At 38.0% G+C, this 19,486-nt stretch carries 19 protein-coding genes, 1 riboswitch and 1 other annotated feature (1 of these 21 cut by a window edge); of the genes, 17 read left to right on the forward strand and 2 right to left on the reverse strand.

The annotated features are described in order from the left end of the window. Positions 1 to 105 (reverse strand) — a binding site (T-box leader) (it extends 113 nt beyond the left edge of the window). Positions 106 to 150: 45 nt separating this feature from the next. Then, the gene (locus tag MKX83_RS02550) at positions 151 to 1,338 is read right to left on the reverse strand and encodes an FtsW/RodA/SpoVE family cell cycle protein (protein WP_341053885.1); all 1,188 of its coding nucleotides are present in this window, start codon (positions 1,336 to 1,338) and stop codon (positions 151 to 153) included. Positions 1,339 to 1,496: 158 nt separating this feature from the next. Beyond that, positions 1,497 to 2,855 (reverse strand): magnesium transporter, encoded by a 1,359-nt coding sequence (gene mgtE, locus MKX83_RS02555; protein WP_095370850.1) that lies wholly within the window; start codon positions 2,853 to 2,855, stop codon positions 1,497 to 1,499. A 456-nt stretch (positions 2,856 to 3,311) separates the two neighbouring features. On the opposite strand from mgtE, the gene MKX83_RS02560 reads away from it, so the two are divergent. The 17 genes from MKX83_RS02560 (at position 3,312) to MKX83_RS02640 (ending at position 19,406) form a co-directional block, all read left to right on the forward strand. Continuing rightward, on the forward strand, positions 3,312 to 4,091 hold the full coding sequence (locus MKX83_RS02560) for a hypothetical protein (protein WP_224938147.1): 780 nt from the start codon (positions 3,312 to 3,314) through the stop codon (positions 4,089 to 4,091). Between the two features lie 53 nt (positions 4,092 to 4,144). Further along, a riboswitch (cobalamin riboswitch) is annotated at positions 4,145 to 4,324 on the forward strand. A gap of 107 nt (positions 4,325 to 4,431) precedes the next feature. Beyond that, positions 4,432 to 5,394: an ABC transporter substrate-binding protein gene (locus MKX83_RS02565; protein WP_341049592.1), complete on the forward strand. Its 963-nt coding sequence runs from the start codon at positions 4,432 to 4,434 to the stop codon at positions 5,392 to 5,394. Further along, positions 5,360 to 6,418, forward strand: a complete 1,059-nt coding sequence (locus MKX83_RS02570) for a FecCD family ABC transporter permease (RefSeq protein ID WP_095370847.1) — start codon at positions 5,360 to 5,362, stop codon at positions 6,416 to 6,418. Before MKX83_RS02565 ends, MKX83_RS02570 begins: the two co-directional genes overlap by 35 nt. A 7-nt stretch (positions 6,419 to 6,425) precedes the next feature. After that, complete coding sequence (locus MKX83_RS02575; RefSeq protein ID WP_341053886.1) at positions 6,426 to 7,901, forward strand: heme ABC transporter ATP-binding protein; 1,476 nt, start codon at positions 6,426 to 6,428, stop codon at positions 7,899 to 7,901. After that, a complete protein-coding gene (cbiB, locus tag MKX83_RS02580; protein WP_322910313.1) occupies positions 7,891 to 8,844 on the forward strand; it encodes an adenosylcobinamide-phosphate synthase CbiB in 954 nt (317 codons plus the stop codon). Before MKX83_RS02575 ends, cbiB begins: the two co-directional genes overlap by 11 nt. Continuing rightward, positions 8,831 to 9,907, forward strand: a complete 1,077-nt coding sequence (gene cobD, locus MKX83_RS02585; RefSeq protein ID WP_341053888.1) for a threonine-phosphate decarboxylase CobD — start codon at positions 8,831 to 8,833, stop codon at positions 9,905 to 9,907. Before cbiB ends, cobD begins: the two co-directional genes overlap by 14 nt. Then, positions 9,886 to 10,485, forward strand: a complete 600-nt coding sequence (locus tag MKX83_RS02590) for a bifunctional adenosylcobinamide kinase/adenosylcobinamide-phosphate guanylyltransferase (RefSeq protein WP_307315454.1) — start codon at positions 9,886 to 9,888, stop codon at positions 10,483 to 10,485. The genes cobD and MKX83_RS02590 overlap by 22 nt, the downstream gene beginning before the upstream one ends. Beyond that, the gene (locus MKX83_RS02595) at positions 10,451 to 11,953 is read left to right on the forward strand and encodes a cobyric acid synthase (RefSeq protein ID WP_341053889.1); all 1,503 of its coding nucleotides are present in this window, start codon (positions 10,451 to 10,453) and stop codon (positions 11,951 to 11,953) included. Before MKX83_RS02590 ends, MKX83_RS02595 begins: the two co-directional genes overlap by 35 nt. Next, positions 11,950 to 12,747 (forward strand): adenosylcobinamide-GDP ribazoletransferase, encoded by a 798-nt coding sequence (gene cobS, locus MKX83_RS02600; protein ID WP_341053890.1) that lies wholly within the window; start codon positions 11,950 to 11,952, stop codon positions 12,745 to 12,747. The genes MKX83_RS02595 and cobS overlap by 4 nt, the downstream gene beginning before the upstream one ends. Further along, positions 12,705 to 13,310: a histidine phosphatase family protein gene (locus MKX83_RS02605; protein WP_157733816.1), complete on the forward strand. Its 606-nt coding sequence runs from the start codon at positions 12,705 to 12,707 to the stop codon at positions 13,308 to 13,310. The genes cobS and MKX83_RS02605 overlap by 43 nt, the downstream gene beginning before the upstream one ends. Then, positions 13,262 to 13,702 carry a bifunctional adenosylcobinamide kinase/adenosylcobinamide-phosphate guanylyltransferase gene (locus MKX83_RS02610; RefSeq protein ID WP_095370839.1) on the forward strand — a complete coding sequence of 147 codons (441 nt, stop codon included), beginning with the start codon at positions 13,262 to 13,264 and terminating at the stop codon, positions 13,700 to 13,702. Before MKX83_RS02605 ends, MKX83_RS02610 begins: the two co-directional genes overlap by 49 nt. Before the next feature lie 16 nt (positions 13,703 to 13,718). Then, on the forward strand, positions 13,719 to 14,300 hold the full coding sequence (locus MKX83_RS02615) for a cob(I)yrinic acid a,c-diamide adenosyltransferase (RefSeq protein ID WP_095370838.1): 582 nt from the start codon (positions 13,719 to 13,721) through the stop codon (positions 14,298 to 14,300). A gap of 3 nt (positions 14,301 to 14,303) precedes the next feature. Next, entirely contained in the window at positions 14,304 to 14,810 is a 507-nt protein-coding gene (locus tag MKX83_RS02620) for an ECF transporter S component (RefSeq protein ID WP_341053891.1), read from the forward strand. Beyond that, complete coding sequence (locus MKX83_RS02625; RefSeq protein ID WP_095370837.1) at positions 14,807 to 15,526, forward strand: ATP-binding protein; 720 nt, start codon at positions 14,807 to 14,809, stop codon at positions 15,524 to 15,526. Before MKX83_RS02620 ends, MKX83_RS02625 begins: the two co-directional genes overlap by 4 nt. Continuing rightward, positions 15,523 to 16,125 carry a histidine phosphatase family protein gene (locus tag MKX83_RS02630; RefSeq protein WP_341053894.1) on the forward strand — a complete coding sequence of 201 codons (603 nt, stop codon included), beginning with the start codon at positions 15,523 to 15,525 and terminating at the stop codon, positions 16,123 to 16,125. Before MKX83_RS02625 ends, MKX83_RS02630 begins: the two co-directional genes overlap by 4 nt. A 734-nt stretch (positions 16,126 to 16,859) precedes the next feature. Then, positions 16,860 to 17,936, forward strand: coding sequence for a D-alanine--D-alanine ligase (locus MKX83_RS02635; RefSeq protein WP_307315436.1), 1,077 nt, complete (start codon positions 16,860 to 16,862; stop codon positions 17,934 to 17,936). Positions 17,937 to 18,032: 96 nt separating this feature from the next. After that, on the forward strand, positions 18,033 to 19,406 hold the full coding sequence (locus MKX83_RS02640; RefSeq protein WP_307315433.1) for a UDP-N-acetylmuramoyl-tripeptide--D-alanyl-D-alanine ligase: 1,374 nt from the start codon (positions 18,033 to 18,035) through the stop codon (positions 19,404 to 19,406). Positions 19,407 to 19,486: the final 80 nt, after the last annotated feature.

Consider the following 19,486-nt stretch of genomic DNA (forward strand, 5'->3'; position numbering starts at 1 on the left):
GCTTCTATCGAAGTGCGCTTCAATGTGGCTTTTCTTGCAGGCTCTCACCATCCCTGCTTCGCTTTAGAATTCACCTACATCTACTCTCTTCGTCACTGAATTTCCGTTTGATTTTCCATTATTATACGCTAAATTGTTAAAAAAGCAACCTTAAGATGCACGATAATATTTAGAGCTGTCTTGGAACATATAACTCTTCTGGTGAAATCTAATGCTAAAAATAAGCCCCATAGCCATCATATTTCCGATTAAGGAGCTACCCCCATAACTAATGAAAGGAAGAGGAATACCTGTAATCGGTAATACTTGAATGGTCATCCCGATATTTTGAAATACATGGAACGTTATATAACTAATAACGCCAACGCAGACATAAGTATTAAATGGGTCATTGACTGATAAGGCAATTTTCGTTAAGTGGAAAATAAGTATAAAATATAAGCATATCACGACACTTGCACCAATAAAGCCGTATTCTTCGCCAATGACACTGAAAATAAAGTCTGTGTGAACATCGGGGATATAAACTTGTCTCTCATAAAAACCTTTACCACCCAATTCTCCCGAGCCGATAGCATGAAGAGAATTGTACAGTTGTAAGCCAGCTCCTTGTTTATGTGTATACGGATCTAACCAAGCATAAATTCGCATCAATTGGTAGTTATCCACTGATAGATACTTTAATAATGTTTCAGGAGCCCAAATAATGTAATAGATGATGGTTCCACCTACAGCAGCAACTGTTCCGTAAACAGGGAGGATAATTTTCCAAGTAATACCAGACACAAGTAGAATCCCCGTGAAAATAGCGATAATAACGAGCGCCGTACCCAAATCTTCTAAAATGATTAGTCCTAGCGGAACACAAGTAACGAGCCCAAGCTTAATAAACAGTATAAGGTCATTTTTTACCGTTTTCATGGTGTATTTTGCATAATGATCTACAATTACTTTACTTAGTGCGAGGATAAGAAATATTTTAAAGAACTCGGATGGCTGCAAAGAAGGTCCTGGTAGACCGTTGTACCAGAGCTTAGCTCCTTTTACTTCATATGCAAGGGACTCTGGTGCGATAAAAAGTCCTGCTTGAAGTATTGTGCCGATACCGAATAAGATCCAGGTCATTCGCTTTATCTGATCAGAATCAAAGTACATAATGGTGGCGATAACAATCATACCTACACTATAAAAGATTATTTGTTGTAGCACGAAGTTATCTGGATACTGCGCTGTTGTTTGCCCGCTATAAATAGCAGTGCAACTAATGATGCAGAACAAAAATAATATCAGGGCTAATGTCCAATCAAAGCGATCATTCTTATTTTGTATACGATCCATATATAAACACCTATCTTTATTTTATACATTCAGGTAATGCTACGAACAGAAAAAAACCATTAGGGATCTTCTGCAAAGGAATATGTTTAAACGTATATATAGACGTACCGAATTGAGAAAGAGTTTCCTTATTTACAATATAAAATAAAAAAGTAATGTTAAGTTAAGTAGGAAATAAACATTGTGGCAATACCAAAATACGTAACAAGTGAGAAAATGTCATTTAATGTTGTAATAAGAGGCCCGGAAGCTATGGCTGGGTCTATCCCGAATTTGTATAATAGTAAAGGAATAGTTGCTCCCGAAAGTGTCCCGATAATTAAAGTAAGAAGTAGGGAAACTCCGACAACTAAGCCTAAATAAATATTTCCTTGCCAAAAAAATGCAATCAGTGCGATTAAAATACCACAAGTGACACCAATAATCACGCCTACCCCTAATTCCCTAAGAATCAGTTTCGTAACCACTTTTTTATTTAGATCATTGGATACAAGCCCTCGGACAACTACAGCTAATGATTGCGTACCTGTGTTACCTGTCATACCAGAAATCATGGGCATGAAAAAGGCGAGGGCTACGACTTGCGATAAAGTAGCCTCATACCCGCTTATGATACTGCCTGAAATAATGCCGATGAATAATAAAAGGATGAGCCACGGTAACCTTCGATAAGCGGCGACGAAAGCTTTCGTATCAAAGTCAATTGCCTTACCGGAAGCGGATAGTTTTTCAATATCTTCATTCGCTTCTTGGACAACAACATCCATCAAGTCATCAACAGTGGCAATACCCATTAGCACATTTTCTTCATTCACAATTGGAATAGCAAGAAAATCATATTTTAAGACCATGTTTGCAACTTCTTCTTGGTCTGTCGTCACTGCAGCTGAGATGACCCGTTCATACATAATGTCTTGGATAACCTCGAGGGGCTCTGCGATTAGTAAGTCACGGTGAGAGACAACCCCAACTAATTTTCTGTCTTGATCTATCACGTATAAATAATTAATCGTTTCAGCATATTCTGCAAAGGATTTTAACTTCTCTACTGCTTCTCGGACTGTGTAATAATCACGAATCCATACAAAACGGTTAGTCATTAAGCGCCCGGCAGTTTCTGGTGGATAGGTCATCATATTCTGAATGATGCGAGATTCACTTTGTTTCATACCGGCAAGGAGACCTTCTATTTTCTCAGCTGACATATCATGAAGTAAAAGGGCGAGGTCGTCATTGTCCATTAGATCCAAGACTTTTCCTGTTTTCTCATTTTCTAATTTATTTAAAACCTCAAGCTGCATGTCTTTATTCAATTCCTCTAGCAACTGGGCAAGGCGGTCAGCAGTCATAAATAATAAGAAGCGCTTCTTATGCTTTTCAGGCAGATGATCATAAGCTTGAGCAATATCATACGGTTGCAGTTCATCTAAAATCCTGTTAAATTCTTTTTGTTTATTATCTTTTAATGCTTTGATGATCAATAAAGCGATTTGGTTTTCTGTCATCGTCTGAATCATAAAGCTCAAGTCCTTTCAACCGAGGATATACCTTAAATTGTAAACGGAGATTATATGCTTATCTTACCATTCTTTTACTGGGAAAATCATGATTTCTTAAAGTAATGTATGATTTAAAAGTTAAGATTGTATGCTAATCCATTAGTTATTTTCATAGTATGTGTTAGAAGTGGATTGTTATCATTGGTTTGATATAAAAAGGTTTTTTAGGGTATGAACAAAACTCAGGAATTGAAATAGTTATTTTGTAATGTTTTTTTAATAATCGTATTTCCTTATCTTTGCTAAAATGAAATGGATGAAATGACGCATTGTATCGGTTGTTTATGATTTACATGTAGTTAGTATAAATTATTGCAGTAAAACGAAATAGTTGTGTGGTATGAGGGTAATAACAAAGGTGGTACAATTTAATTTGCTCTTCGTCTTTCTATTTTCAGTTCGGAGGTTTCTAAATTGCGAAAGAAAAATCATAGTGTTCGAGATCTCATCTATATCTTATTAAACGAAAAGGACCAGTCCGTTATTTCTTATGGAATTGAATTTTCTGAGTTTATGCAATCATTACAGAACAGGACAGGGCATCTTCTATTAGTGAAGCATCAGTATGATAATGGGGAACTGAATGTACATACCATGTTTGATTGGGTGGCTCATGAAGACCTGCCAGCACTAATAAACGAAGATGTTTATAGTTATGGTGATTTTTGCTGGATAGATTTCGAGGAGGAAGAATCGTTAAATGAATTGCCTGCTCAAGCAATTGCTGAGCTCCTATATCTTAGTCATGTAAAGGAGCATTTAAAGAAACCTTTCTATAACCATTTAAGCAATCGTTATTGTTATTTAGCGCATGATGACGGTTGGTTAAATAAGGTCTATTACCGAGACTGGCAGGACTTTTACAAAATGCTTGGCGACGTTGCTGCTATGAAGATGGAGCATTTAAAAGTAGAAAAATCTTTATTAGGCCTAAAAAAGAAAAAAACATATCCGCAAGTTCCAGAAGGCGCGTTAAGGGCATTAAGAAATTTAATGAAGGAAGGCCTGGTAATTTCTTTTGAACAGAGTGAGCAGACACGTACAAAAATTAATATACCGCTCTGGACAGTTGGAGATTTCGCTAATATGGATGATATGTATGATGAGTTCGAAGCAATGAGGAAGGAAGCCACTCCAGACGCGAGATTGGTTTTTGATAAAAAACTGAAAGAATGGCAAGTAACTGATTCATAAAAATAATAATGCACCACAAAATATGATAAGGTATAATAAAATCGACAGAAAATTGTAGATTTAAGGAAATAGGTGTCAATTTTTGACTTAATAGGGGAAATTGGTGTAAAACCAATGCGGTCCCGCCACTGTAACTGGTTAATAAACAAAGAAAACTGCTATATATGTTGTATAGGAGGAGCCTTTGATTATAAACCATAAGCCAGGAAACCTGCCTATCTTCCATAAACACTGTAACCTACGAGGATAGGGGGTGTTTGGTAAGGCTTCTTTGTCGTGATTATTCCTTCCAAACATCTCCTACTAATGGGGATGTTTTATATTTTAAGGAGGGTCAATCATGAAGAAATGGTATTTATTTTTAGTCTCGATTCTACTATCAGCAGGTATTCTTGCTGGATGTGGGAATGACACAGCTGAACCGAAAAAAGATGGAGAAGAGAAGGTTGAAGAGAGTACTGAAACTAGCGCTTTTCCTGTAACATTAACGGATGCTGCGGATCAAGAAGTGGTGATTGAAGAGGAACCAGAAGCGATTGTTTCATTAATCCCGAGTAATACTGAAATCGCTTTCGAATTAGGGTTAGGTGAGAAGGTAGTCGGTGTATCTGATTTTGATAATTATCCAGAAGAAGTAGCTGATATTGAAAAAATCGGTGGACAAGAATTTAATGTAGAAGCAATTATTGCTTTAAATCCAGATGTTGTATTAGCACATAATTCAGGAGCGCATAATAGTACTGAAGGCTTAGATCAATTAAGAGATGCTGGTATTACTGTTCTTATTGTCAATGATGCACAGAATTTTGAAGAAGTATATGATTCCATAGAAATGATTGGTAAAGCAACAGGAGCAACAGAAGAAGCAAATCAAACAGTTGAGGAAATGAAAACCCGTTTGGCAGAAATTGAAGAAAAAGCAAAGTCTGTTGAAGAGAAAAAATCTGTCTTTGTAGAAATCTCTGCAGCTCCTTCTTTATATACTGCCGGTCAAAAAACATTTATTGATGATATGCTCAATTTGATCCAAGCGGAAAATGTAATTGAAGAAGAAGGTTGGCCACAAATTGACGAGGAAGCTGTCATCGAAAAAAATCCTGATGTGATTATTACTACATACGGGTATTATACGGAAAATGCGGTAGAAACCCTTTTAAGTCGAGAAGGTTGGCAAGATGTAACAGCCGTTAAAGAGAAGCAAGTCTATGATGTGCACTCTGATAAGGTAACTCGTACAGGTCCTAGACTTGTAGAAGGAGTAGAGGAGCTTGCAAAAGCGATTTACCCAGAAGTATTTAAATAATAGAGGTGTTGCTTATCTCTGTGCGTTCGTTTTCTTATGTGTAGCAATGATGATGGGGATTTCTATAGGGACTGTTTCAGTGCTACCGTTAGATATATTCAATATCATTGGAGCGGAAATCTTACGTTTACCGATAAGTAATGATGTTAATCCAATGCATAGTAATATTGTTATGAATATTCGCTTGCCTAGAGTCGTATTGGCGGGCTTCGTCGGGGCATCACTTGCAATAGCAGGTGCTGCCTTTCAAGGTTTATTAAGGAACCCTTTAGCAGACCCTTATACATTGGGGGTGTCTTCAGGAGCTTCTGTTGGTGCTGTATTAACGATCTTTCTCGGTTTATCCATTCCGTTTGTTGGCACCTTTACTTTACCGTTATTTAGTATTACAACAGCTTTTCTAACGATAATTGTTGTCCTTTTCTTTGCGCGACAAATTGATCGTGGCATGAGAGTAGAGACAATCATTTTAACCGGTATTATCTTCAGTTCTTTTCTAGGTGCATTTATTTCCTTAATGATTGCTTTAACCGGGGATGAACTGAGACAGATTATTGGGTGGTTGTTAGGAAGCGTATCGATGAGAGGTTGGGACTATGTTCAAATCATCCTTCCTTTCTTTATCATTGGTTCTGCGATGCTTATTGCCAATAGCAAGGAATTAAATGCGATGTCATTCGGCGAAGAAAGAGCTCGTCATATCGGGGTGAATGTACAGAAACGTAAGATGATGGTCTTAATTGCCGGATCGATTTTAACTGGTGCCGCTGTAGCAGTGTCAGGTACAATCGGATTTGTCGGCTTAGTCATTCCGCATCTGACCAGATTGCTATGGGGACCAGACCATAGACACTTGCTTCCTTTATCGATGATGACAGGTGCGGGGTTTTTAATACTTGCTGATTTATTTGCAAGAACAGTCATTTCACCTACTGAGTTACCTATTGGTGTCATTACTGCGTTAATTGGTGCACCAGTTTTTGCTATCATTCTAATTAAAAGAAGAGCGGAAGGCAGAGGATAATGTGATGATGTATAGCTTACGAAAAATTAACGGTGGTTATGGAGGCAAGCAGGTCATTCATGATGTTTCCTTTGAAGTAGAGAAAGGACAGTTATTCGGCATACTTGGACCGAATGGGAGCGGCAAGTCGACAGTTTTAAAGATGCTAAGTGGTCTTATACCGGTCACATCTGGTGAAGTTTATTTAAAAGATCAACCAGTACAAAATTATAACACGAAGGAAATAGCGAAAATCGTTGCTGTCCTACCTCAACATGCCGAACATAGTTTTTCTTATACAGTAAAGGAAATTGTATCACTTGGTCGCTATGCTCATCAAAGTGGCTGGTTCCAAACATGGTCTGAAGATGATGAAGAAGTGGTTCAACGATCGATGAAACAAACAGGCGTACAGCATTTTGCACATAAAAATATTACTGAGCTATCAGGTGGAGAGAGACAACGTGTGTTTTTGGCACAAAGTCTCGCACAAGAACCAGAAATATTATTACTTGATGAGCCAACCAATCATTTAGACTTATCCTATCAAAAAGAATTGCTAGATATGTTAAAAGAATGGACTGAGAAAAAGGGTTTAACGGTCATATCCATTTTTCATGATTTAAATTTAGCCGGTTTATATTGTGATCAAATCGTTTTATTAAATGATGGAAAAATAGTCTGCAATGATAAACCTAATGAAGTATTGCAAGAAGCACGTATTATAGAAGTTTATGAGACTGAAGTGAAGAAGCACGGCCACCCGAAAGTACCAGCACCTCAAGTAGTCCTAATACCTGAGGAGAAATGGCATAATGAAGAGATTATTACACCTGCTATATTAATGGTGAATGCAGAATATATTACACTTCAGTCTGCCCAACCTCTAAGGGTAATGTCATCAGGTGTTGTTGGTTCTGGTATTGGCTGGTATCAAACATTTGTTAATCGCCATGTTGATAAAAGTTATAACTGTGATGATTTTTATGAGGAGATGGTAGATTTTCTTATAGAAAAAGGGTTTGAGCCTTCGGAAACGGTTGGTATGATGACAGCGGTATATACGGATGATGTGATCTACGAATTTTACGAAATGGATCTGTTCTCTGTGTTGATCGTGGTCACAGCAGGTGTAGGAAACGCTGTCGATGCTTCGATGGCGAGCAAACATAAAGAGGTAGTAACCCCAGGCACTATAAATAGTTGGATATTTGTCAATGGTCATCTTTCTGAAGAGGCATTTATTCAAGCAATGATGACGGCAACTGAAGCGAAAGCAAAAGTATTAATGGATTTAGAAGTAAGAGACAAAGAAACGGGGACAGTTGCCACGGGCACATCTACGGATAGTATATTAGTTGCTGCAACACAAAGTGGAGAGAAAATAGATTTCGCTGGAACAGTTACACCCCTAGGAAAAATAATTGGAAAAGGTATTTACGAATGTACACAAAAAGCGATTCACAAGAGTCGTAAAAGAAAAAAGGAAACAGATGATGATTGAACATTTAATCGCATTAACAATAGCAGTGGTCATTGACCGATTCATAGGTGACCCACCGCAATGGCCGCATCCTGTAAAGTGGATGGGTTCTTTAATAGGATTTTTAAGGAATAAATGGAATATAGGGGCGCATAGAAAATGGAAAGGTGTAGCTATGATAACAACAGTCTTATTGATTGTATTAGTTATATCGATAAGTATTGTGGTGATTGCTTATGCTGTCCACCCTATCGTTGGAATATTATTTGAGGCGGTGTTAATCGCAACTACCATCGCCCAAAAGAGTTTAAAGGAAGCGGCAATAGAAGTGTACGAGCCTTTAAAGAAGGAACAAATAAGTGAAGCAAGGCAAAAGCTTTCATATATTGTTGGTAGGGATACAGAAGAGCTAGATGAAGCGGAGATTGTTAGGGGAACAGTTGAAACAGTAGCAGAAAATACAAGTGATGGGATTACTGCCCCGTTGTTCTTTGCATTAATTGGTGGTGCACCATTTGCATTAGTTTATCGCGCTATTAACACTTGTGACTCAATGGTCGGTTATCAAAATGAGAAATACATTGATTTTGGCTGGGCGTCTGCAAAGCTTGATGATGTGGTGAACTGGGTACCGAGTAGACTGACAGCATTTTGTATGCTTCTCGTGAATAAGCCGAGATTTATTCGAAAGAAAGAGAGCTTCCGATTAGTGATGAGCGATGCGAAAAAACATCCAAGCCCCAATAGTGGCTGGGGAGAAGCAGCTGTGGCTTATTTATTAGGAGTTCAATTAGGTGGTAAAAATACATATGAAGGGCATGTTTCTTATCGTGCCACGATGGGGGAAGCTAATATGCCATTATCAAGGAATCATATTGTAGAGGCGAATACTATTATTACTAAGACCATTCCACTGTATCTCTTTATCTTATGGCTAGGGGGTGTTTTGATTGCAATGGCCTAAGCATGGTGCGAATCCACAATATTTATACGAAGTATTAAAGTTAGATATGCCCGCAAAGACAATTGACTTTAGCGCGAATATTAACCCATTAGGGCCTCCACAAGCTGTAAAAAGGCAATGGTCAAGCTTACTTTCATCATTATACGAATACCCCGATCCGTTTGCCACAAGATTAACAGAGCGTATCAGTAAAACCACATTACTTCCAAAAGAAAATGTTCTCATTGCCAACGGTGGAGCCGAAATCATCTCAATGATTGGACAGTTATTTGCAAGAAAGCGTGTAATGATTGTCCAACCTGCTTTTTCCGAATATGAGACAGCTTGCCGAGCGAATGCGTGTGAAATTGACTATTTCTTCTTAAATAAGAACTGGCATTTAGATATTGAAGGTTTGATAGCTACTTTTAAGGAGATTGATGTAGTTTTTTTGACGAACCCGAATAATCCGACGGGTAAATACTTCTCGAAAGCTTCAATCAAACGTTTGATTGAAGCTGCAGAATGTCTAGGTGTTTACCTCATTGTCGATGAAGCTTTTTATGATTTTGTGGATGAATATGAACCGATCTCTCCGTTATTACTGCAGTACGATCAGTTAGTTATTATTCGCTCTATGACTAAAATGTTTGCCATTCCTGGGATTCGCTTAGGATATGTGCTCGCGAATGAACAATTTATAACTGACTTAAGGGCAATACAACCGCATTGGAGTGTCAATAGTGTAGCGCAGGAAATAGGGTTACTGTGTATAGAGGATAATAACTTTCAGAAGGAAACACGTGAGTTGATGAAGGTAGAACGGAAGAGAATCTTTTCTTTTTTAACACATAATGATTACCTACATTCAGATTCATCTACCAATTTTTACTTATTAAAAGATCCATTTTCCAAAGAAAGCGAGAGACTTTTTCTTTTTTTATTAGAAAAGGGACTGATTCCAAGGCATACATACAACTTCCCCGGATTGGAAGGAAATTGGCTTAGACTAGCAATGAAATCACCGGATGAAAACAGTCGATTGATGGAGGCATTAAAGCGATGGCGCGAATCATCTTTATAAGCGGTGGAGTGAGAAGTGGTAAGAGTCGGCTTGCTGAGAAATTGGCCATTGATAGGGCTTACTACCATGGGAAGCAATTACATTACATCGCGACAGCTCAACCAAGCGATAAGGAAATGATGTTGCGCATTCAGCATCATCAAAAGCAGAGGCAAGAGAGTGGTAAGAAGTGGATGACATGGGAACAACCAAGAAAGGTTCACCAACTAGCTACCCACTTCTCTTCAAACGATATTATTCTTCTAGATTGCCTAACAACTCTGCTTAATAATGAGTTTTTTTATGAGAATCGCTGGTCTGATTACGAATTTCAACAACAAATTTATGCAAATCTTGTCCAAGGAATAAAAGAGCTTGCGAGTAAGGTCGATACGTTAATTCTCGTAAGTAACGAAATATTCCATGATGTGATAAGTGATGAACCACTTGTACTTGTGTATGGAAAGATGTTAGGACGACTCCATCAAAAAATCGTGACACTTGCAGATGAAGCTTATCTAGTAGATGCTGGCTGTCTCATTCAGATGAAAGGAGGAGAAGAATATGAAAGGCTTAATGGTCGTTGGAACCGCCTCTGATGTGGGGAAAAGTATGATTGCCACAGCTATATGCCGAGCCTTAGTAGAAGAGGGTGTGCGTGTTGCTCCGTTTAAATCACAAAATATGTCTAATAATTCTTATGTAACGAAAGATGGCAAAGAAATTGGACGGGCACAAGGTGTACAGGCAGAAGCTGCGAAAATAGAGGCAACCGTCTATATGAATCCAATTCTCTTAAAACCAACATCAGACTCGACTTCTGAAGTCGTTTTGTTTGGGAAAGCTGAGACGATTCAGTCTGGTCGTGACTATAGAGCCTCTTTCTATGAAAAGGGACTAGAGGCGATTAAGATAGCACTTAATAAACTAGAAAACACTTATGATGCGATCGTGATGGAAGGTGCCGGGTCTCCTGTAGAAATTAATTTAAAAGATCGTGAGCTAGTCAATATGAAAGTGGCTGAAATGGCAGATGTGCCTGTGTTGTTAGTAGCTGATATCGATCGAGGAGGCGTGTTTGCAAGTATCGTTGGGACGTTATCATTACTAGAAGAAAGCGAAAGAAGTCGAGTGAAAGCCATTATTATTAATAAATTTAGAGGAGATCTGTCTCTATTTGCGGACGGTAAGAAGTGGATAGAAGATCACTGTGGTATTCCAGTTATCGGTGTGATGCCATATTTACATCATCATATGATCGATGCAGAGGATTCCTTATCTATACAAGTTTCTAAAAAGGATAACCCAATAGATATTGCTATATTTAAACCACCGTATCTTTCCAATTTTACCGATATGGATCCGTTTTTATATGAAGATGATGTATCTTTCCGCTGGGTTAATCATAGTGATGAAATGGGCATGCCTGATGCTGTCATTTTACCAGGAACGAAAAGCACGATCCATGATTGGCAATATTTCTGTGATAGAAAGCTCGATAAATGGTTAAAGCATTATATAGAAAATGGCGGCAGAGTCATCGGAATTTGCGGTGGTTTTCAAATGTTAGGTAGGCGATTAGCCGACCCTTATGGTGCTGATACGGGAATTAAAGGGAAGGAGATAAATGGACTCGGGGTAATTCCAGCTGACACCACTTTTATCGCTGAAAAAACAACCATTCAAGTGGAAGGAACGCTTCATCCCAAGTTAAAAGGCTCATTTGTACAATCATTAAAAGGATATGAAATCCATTTAGGCGAAACAGTAGTAGAGAATCATGATAGGCATTATTTTCTGAAAAAAGCGGATGGCCATTATGATGGATATACAAGTAAAGGTGGCAAGGTTATTGGTACATATATGCATCATGTTTTTCATCACGATGAATGGCGTGCACATTGGTTAAATCAGATTCGCGTAGATAAAGGTTTGCCTTTAAAAGACCCGGTTTATATCAGTACCAAGAAGGACAAAAAGTATGCAGAACTAGCAGCACACTTTAAATCAAATGTTGACTTTAATCTTCTTAAAGAAATCATCGATATAGAGGATCACACCTTATGAAAATATGGCTAAAAGGATTATTAATTAATTTACAATTTTTCACTGCTATTCCGATTCCTCTCCAATTACCGATGGATAATAAGCATTTAAATGGCGCGATTAAAACGTTTCCATTGTTAGGTATCATACAAGGTGTCATCTATGCGCTTATATTTTATTTGTTATTAATGATTTCTCCTTTTTCGCCATTAGCATCTGCCATTTTTCTTTGGGTGACATTAATCGTTGTCACAGGAGGGATTCATTTAGACGGTTGGATGGATGCAAGTGATGCATACTTTTCCTATGGTGATCGACAAAAGCGATTAGAAGTGATGAAGGATCCAAGAGTGGGTGCTTTTGGTGTGCTATCGGTCATTCTCTTATTAGGTACAAAACTATTTTTTATTTATGAAATTGCTATTAAGTTAGAAAGCACATCTGTTTTCTTTTTTATTGCTTGTATTCCTTTTTTTAGTCGTATGGTCATGGGCATGATGCTAGTGAAGGTGAAGACAGCAAAAAATAGTGGGTTAGGTAAAATGTTTCAGGATGCAGCTACTTCGAGAAGTGTTGTGATATATGGTGTATATATTTTACTAGTTGCTATAGGGCTGTTCTTCTTTTTTCCTTCCCTTTTATTCGGATTTACTTGCATGTTAATCATTTCATTATGCTTATTTATGATCATGAAACAAAAAAGCGTAGGTTGGTTTGGGGGCACAACAGGTGATGTCATTGGTGCATGTGTGGAAGGAGTGGAATGGAGTTTATGGATGGTTCTTTGGTTATCACATTATTTCGTCATGGGATGACAGAGGCCAATAGGAGGAAAGCCTATCTAGGTTGGAGTGATTCTCCGCTTGTTTCGGCGAAAGCTATCGTCCCAATCGTCCCACCTTGCGATATCATTGTAACAAGTGATTTAGGTAGATGTATTGAAACGAGTAAGCAATTATTTCCTGATGAACCACTTGTCTTGATGAGTGATTTGAGAGAACTTAACTTCGGTGAATGGGAAGGCTGTACGTATGAGCAATTAAAGAATCATCAACCATATCGAAAGTGGTTAAATCATTGGCAAACATTATCACCCCCTAATGGTGAAAGTTATAGTGAATTTAGTCAACGACTTGATCACGCGTGGGACTCGTTAGTAGCAGAAGCGCTGAGGAAAGCAATTTCAACAATGGCGATTGTCACGCACGGTGGAGTGATCCGCCATATATTACATACGAAAGTGAAAAATAAAAAAGCTTTTTGGGACTGGAAGATTCCTTATAGTGGAGGCTATCAAATCGATGTTAAATTGAAAGGGGGAGAGATTATATGCACTTTGTTACAGGAGGAGCCTATAACGGAAAGGGAGAATGGGTAGAAAAACAATATGGTATTCACCGAGCAAGCCATTTCTGGTATTCCGCCTACCGTAGTTCATCACCACCTGAAGTAGAAAAATTTACAGATATTGATGGTGTAATTGTATGGGAAGGAATAGAATATTGGGTAAAGGATGTATTAACTTACAGTGGTGAAGAGGAGATACAACAAAGAGTACAGCAACTCCTCGTTGATTTTGCAGCATGGGAAAACAGCAGACGTACACGCAAGGTCATCTTAATTGGTACGGATATAACAAAGGGCATTGTACCAGTAGAAGAAAAAGATCGACTTTTACGCGATGTTTGCGGACGAGTGTATCAAAAAATGGCAAAACAGGCAACGCAAATGGATATTATTTGGTATGGTATAGCACAGAAAATTAAATAAGGGAGTGGGCGATTAGATGAGAATTTATACGAGAACAGGAGATAAAGGAAAAACGAGCATTATTGGCGGCAGAGTAGAAAAGGACGATATACGTGTTGAAGCCTATGGTACAGTTGATGAAGTCAATTGTTTTGTCGGTCAGGCTGTAACTGAGTTGGATCAAGCAAAATTCGCAGACGTCTTGGATGATTTAGAGAAGATACAACATGAACTTTTTGACTGTGGTGGAGACTTAGCAAACGTAACAAAGACACGTGAACTGAAGCTAAAACAAGAGTCCATTGATTATTTAGAAGAGAGAATTGATGTGTTTATTGCAGAAGCACCGGAATTAGAACGTTTCATCTTACCAGGAGGTGCCAAGGCATCTGCTTCTATCCACATAGCAAGAACCGTCACAAGAAGAGCAGAAAGATTAGTCGTATCACTTAAGAAAACAGATGATACTGTTCCAGATGTAGCTGTTATGTTTTTAAATCGCTTATCTGATTACTTTTTTGCATTAGCCCGCGTCATCAACTTTCGCTTAGGGAATCCGGATGTAGAATATGTACGTAGTGCGAAAGTGTTCCGTGGGGGTAAAAGAAAAGGGGAATAAGTGATGGGTCTTTTGAAAGGAATTAAAATAACATGGCTAAGTGTTTTTGTTGCCCTATCGGTGATTGGTGCAGCAATTAAGATTCCAGCTGGGATTGTCACTAGTGTGGCACTAGATTCATTTCCTGCGCTACTTGCTAGTGCCTTATTAGGAGGTCCGGCTGGTGCAATCGTTGGAGGGACGGGTCATTTATTGTCAGCACTATTAGGTGGGTTGCCAATGGGGCCATTTCATTTGGTAGTAGCGATTGAAATGGCCATTCTAAGTTATATATTTGCATTATTTTACCGCAATGGACATAGATGGATTGCTTCTATTCTCTTTGTACTTGGAAACTCGTTTGCTGCCCCACTTCCATTTCTTTTTATTATGGGGGAAGCGTTTTATTTGGCACTCGTACCTTCGCTTTTAGTTGGTTCTATTTTTAACGTAGCTATAGCGCTTATCCTCATTCCAAGATTGGCAAAAATCACACAACCTGTAAAAACATCCATGGAAAATACCAAATGAGAGATGTGCTAGTGATTCCATATAACAAGGAAGAATCACTTGTCATAGCAAGTGATAATAGCGGTGGTATTGGATTAAAGCATGAGGATTTAATTAAAGTTTCTTATGAGGATGTCGCTTATTATGCTTTAAGGGTATCGATGATGGAATGTATAGCTATAGGTGCAACGCCCTTAGCGATAATTTTACAGAATTTTTCTGGAGATCAAGTGTGGCAATCATTAGTAACAGGAATTGAAAAGGGCTTGCTGGAACTAGGCCTAACCGATTTATCTATAACAGGAAGTACAGAAAGTAACTTTGAGTTGAAGCAATCTGCAACAGCTGTATCTGTTATGGGAAAAATACATGCGAGTAAAGATATTCATACGATAGAGTTTACAGAAGAAAATCAGATAGCAGTTATCGGTAGACCGTTAGTAGGAGAAGCCGTCATTCATGATGCTCTACATATAGCTCCGCTAGCGCTATGTTCAAAACTCGCCAATATGGAAAAAGTGACAGTCATGCCTGTTGGCTCTAAAGGGATATTAGCTGAGTTAAATCAATTATTTGAGGATCGTGTCTTTGCCCTAACTGATATCACTTGCGAATTAGACTTACTCGCTTCTTCAGGTCCTGCAACCTGTTTCATTATTAGTTACACACTTGCGAATGAACAGAAAATAAAAGAAATGGCTACTGGTTATTTTTATCCTGTAAAGGTGAAGGAATGAGTTTAACTGTTTTTATAACAAGGCACGGGCAAACGGAATGGAATATAGAGAAGAGAATGCAAGGTCGATTAAACTCTCCTTTAACTGACAAAGGTAAGCAAGATGCTTTAAAACTTGGCCAGAGATTAGCGCAAACAAAATTTACAAAGGTTTTCTCCTCTCCAAGTGGTCGAGCATTAGAAACAGCACAAATCATTACAAATGGGGAAGCGATTGTTAAAGATGAGCGATTGATGGAGATTATGCTTGGGGAGTGGCAAGGGAAAACTGAAGAGGAAATTTGGGAGAATGATCCTTTATTATTTGCGCAATATTGGCAACACCCTAATGAATATGACAACCCATACGGTGAAAGCTTTCAAACTGTGATTGATCGCTTGCGTGCCTTTCTAGCAGAATTAACTTTAACAAGTGGGAATGTGTTAGTGGTCACTCATGGTGTCGCATTGAGAGCTATTTACTCTATTTGTCGCATGCTGCCAGTTCATCAATTTTGGAACGGCGCGCCAGATATTGAGGGAACAAGTTTAATAATCCTTACCTATGAATCACAGCGTTTTCAAATTGTGAAAGAAGCATGTACGGCACATTGCCAATAACTGGCGTGCGGATGCTTCTTTTTACTTTGACAGTAGTCAATGTGGCATGGTTAGAAAGTGAATATACATAAAGGTGGTAGGTCTTTTGGTTGATTTTATTTACCTAATGGCAAATCGTACGATTGTAATCGAAACGATGCGATGATTAATCTTGCCATTTATTTTAGCTAGTATAAAATATATAAATGAGGTAAAATGGGCTGGCAATCATTTGTCCTATTTAGTGAATGATACCTAATGTCAGTTCGTTAAAAAAGAAAATTTTTTATTATATATAGATAACGATTACAGATATTAATCTTTTTGTAATAGAAAACTAGAGCTTTTGTAACATAATGTTAACAGAGAAGTAAGTGAAAAAAAGTATAATAGTGGTATATCAGTAGGTAGAACAACTTCAAAGAACTTAGCATCTATATTGATGCTATCTATAGGTTGTAGCAGGAATGAAGGATATATTATTAAATATTTCAGGATAATGGGAATTAGGTCTTTATATCCTGACATGAGTTCATCTCATTGCCATTAATAGTCGATATGAGGACAATCTCCAATGACGATATCACTTTTTTTAAGAGAGAAATGGCTATTTTTTAATTGAAGTAAGCTCCTTTTCCCATGGTTATACATACATATACTTTTATAGGCATTTATCTTGTTGAAACATTTACTCTCTTATTTTATAAAGTGGTAAAATAAATATAAGTTACTTGTTAAAATTGGAGGTTTTATTGATGACAATTAAGATCGGACTTTTGTACGGTGGGAAATCTGCTGAACATCATGTTTCTATGCAGACAGCGCTTGCCGTGATTAAAGCATTAAACACAAATAAATTTGATATTTATCCTATTTATATTTCGGAAGAAGGTCAATGGATCAAGGGGCAACAACTTACTGGGCCCGTGGAGACAGTGAAAGAATTATCTTTTTCAGAAGGCCAACAGCTATCACCTTTAGCGTTAGCACCAACCCTTTTTGAGTCACAAGAAAGTCGACCTTTTGATGTGATTTTTCCTTTATTGCATGGTCCAAATGGGGAAGATGGAACGGTTCAAGGAATGCTTGAGCTTTTGAATTTACCATATGTCGGAAATGGCGTCCTTTCTTCTTCAGCAGGAATGGATAAAGTGATCATGAAAAATATCTTTGCTCAAGCTGGATTAAACCAAGTTGATTATGTTTGGTACCTTCGAGGGGAATGGGAAACTGCGGAAGAGGATGCTTATCGCAAAGTAGAAGATACCATCGGATACCCGTGCTTTGTTAAGCCAGCAAATTTAGGCTCAAGTGTAGGGATTAGCAAATGTACGAATCGTAGTGAGCTCCATGAGGCATTCGTTGAAGCATTTAAATACGACCGTAAAATTATTATCGAACAAGGTGTAGATGCAAGAGAGATTGAACTAGGTGTAGTGGGAAATGATTATCCTGAGTGCTCTGTTGCCGGTGAAATTATTCCGAAAGATAAAAACTTCTACGATTATACGGCAAAATATGAAGATGGGAATACAATTTTAATGATTCCTGCTGATGTTACTGAAGCTGAATATAGCGAATTAGAAGCGATGGCAATTAAAGCCTTTAAAGCATTAGATTGTTCGGGACTTGTTAGAGCGGATTTCTTCTTAACAAAGGAAGGAAAAGTCTATATAAATGAAGTGAACACAATGCCAGGCTTTACACCATACAGTATGTTCCCATTACTTTGGAAGCATTCAGGTGTTGAATATCCAGCCCTTATTGAACGTCTTGTCAACTTAGCAATTGAAAGACATCAAGAAAAACAAAAAATTAAGCATACAAAGTAACTGTAAGCGGAACAGCTAAGCTGTAACGTATACAGTTACATAGAAAGATAGGCTTTGCACCCCGCAGTGCACCTGTCAAAAAGGAGGCAGGAAAAGTTGATTAAGAGAACCTTGAATGATATAGCAGAAATGATTCAAATAGAGAATGATCTTTCACCATACGGAAAAAAAGAAATTCAAGGTGTAAGTATAAATTCTCGTGAGATTACTCCAGGACAACTATTTATACCCTTTAAAGGAGAGCGAACAGATGGGCATCAGTATGTGTCGGATGCTATCGAAAAAGGAGCTGCGGCTGCTTTTTGGCAAGAGGATGTACCAAATCCACCGACTCACTTACCCATTATCATCGTTAAAGATACGTTAACTGCATTACAAGAGCTGGCAAGAGCCTATCGTAATCAGTTAAGTATAAAAGTGGTAGGGATTACTGGTAGCAATGGTAAAACGACGACAAAGGATATGATGGCGAATCTTTTAGCGTTGAAATATAAAGTCCAAAAAACCGAAGGCAATTATAATAATCATATCGGTCTTCCGCTTACCATCTTAGCGCTAGAAGAAACAACAGAGGTAGCTGTATTAGAGATGGGTATGAGTGGTAAAGGTGAAATTGACTTTCTAACTAAGCTAGCACGCCCTGATGCAACGATTATTACCAATATCGGTGAATCACATCTACAAGATTTAGGCTCAAGAGAAGGAATTGCTGAAGCAAAGCTTGAGATTATAAATGGCTTAAAGTCAGATGGATTGATGGTATACATGGGGGATGAACCCCTTTTAAGAAATTACTTTGATTCATATGAAGGGCAAGCTACGGTTAAAACCTTTGGAAGAACCGAACAAAATGACCTATATCCTGTGAATATCCAACAATTAGACAACGGTAGTAAGTTTCAGGTCAATGCGAGCGAAGTAGAATTCACTTTACCTATTTTAGGTATGCATAATGTCTTAAATGCTCTATCAGCTATGATTGTTGCACAACACTTTAATGTGTCATTTGCGGAAATGGAAGCAGGATTAGTGAAAGTGAGACTGACAAATATGAGGATGGAAATACTACAGGGTCAAAATGGCGAGAAAATAATTAACGATGCATACAATGCAAGCCCTACTTCAACGCAAGCTTCGATAGAATTATTAGCGAATTTACCAGGATATAAGAAGAAAATACTTGTTCTAGGTGATATGTTGGAATTAGGGGCAGATGAAGAGAGATTTCATGAAGAAATTGGGTTATCCATCTGTGCGGAAAACATCGATGCCGTATTTACCTATGGTCGATTAGGACACTTAATTGCAAAGGGAGCCAAGGAAGTATTGTCTGAAGACCGTGTATTTGCTTTTGATGAAAAGGCGCCATTAATTGAAGAACTAAAAAAACATGTCAATGATGAAACAATTGTACTCGTTAAGGCTTCTAGAGGAATGAAGTTAGAAGAAGTCGTTGAGGGATTGCAATAATACTATACTAAAATTCAAAAAACCTTATTGTTTCACATGGAACATAAGGTTTTTTCTATCTTTTGAATTATATTATAATA

It is taken from the genome of Cytobacillus sp. FSL M8-0252 (assembly GCF_038007345.1).
Classification (GTDB): Bacteria; Bacillota; Bacilli; order Bacillales; family Cytobacillaceae; genus Cytobacillus; species Cytobacillus kochii.

Bases quoted from the DNA above. Each gene is read 5' to 3' on its own strand.
- cbiB (WP_322910313.1), top strand. From the start codon at position 7,891: ATGATGATTGAACATTTAATCGCATTAACAATAGCAGTGGTCATTGAC.
- MKX83_RS02625 (WP_095370837.1), top strand. From the start codon at position 14,807: ATGAGAGATGTGCTAGTGATTCCATATAACAAGGAAGAATCACTTGTC.
- MKX83_RS02605 (WP_157733816.1), top strand. From the start codon at position 12,705: ATGGATGGTTCTTTGGTTATCACATTATTTCGTCATGGGATGACAGAG.
- MKX83_RS02635 (WP_307315436.1), top strand. From the start codon at position 16,860: ATGACAATTAAGATCGGACTTTTGTACGGTGGGAAATCTGCTGAACAT.
- mgtE (WP_095370850.1), bottom strand. From the start codon at position 2,855: ATGATTCAGACGATGACAGAAAACCAAATCGCTTTATTGATCATCAAA.
- MKX83_RS02565 (WP_341049592.1), top strand. From the start codon at position 4,432: ATGAAGAAATGGTATTTATTTTTAGTCTCGATTCTACTATCAGCAGGT.
- MKX83_RS02615 (WP_095370838.1), top strand. From the start codon at position 13,719: ATGAGAATTTATACGAGAACAGGAGATAAAGGAAAAACGAGCATTATT.
- MKX83_RS02620 (WP_341053891.1), top strand. From the start codon at position 14,304: ATGGGTCTTTTGAAAGGAATTAAAATAACATGGCTAAGTGTTTTTGTT.
- cobS (WP_341053890.1), top strand. From the start codon at position 11,950: ATGAAAATATGGCTAAAAGGATTATTAATTAATTTACAATTTTTCACT.
- MKX83_RS02575 (WP_341053886.1), top strand. From the start codon at position 6,426: ATGTATAGCTTACGAAAAATTAACGGTGGTTATGGAGGCAAGCAGGTC.
- MKX83_RS02550 (WP_341053885.1), bottom strand. From the start codon at position 1,338: ATGGATCGTATACAAAATAAGAATGATCGCTTTGATTGGACATTAGCC.
- MKX83_RS02630 (WP_341053894.1), top strand. From the start codon at position 15,523: ATGAGTTTAACTGTTTTTATAACAAGGCACGGGCAAACGGAATGGAAT.
- MKX83_RS02590 (WP_307315454.1), top strand. From the start codon at position 9,886: ATGGCGCGAATCATCTTTATAAGCGGTGGAGTGAGAAGTGGTAAGAGT.
- MKX83_RS02610 (WP_095370839.1), top strand. From the start codon at position 13,262: ATGCACTTTGTTACAGGAGGAGCCTATAACGGAAAGGGAGAATGGGTA.
- MKX83_RS02595 (WP_341053889.1), top strand. From the start codon at position 10,451: ATGAAAGGCTTAATGGTCGTTGGAACCGCCTCTGATGTGGGGAAAAGT.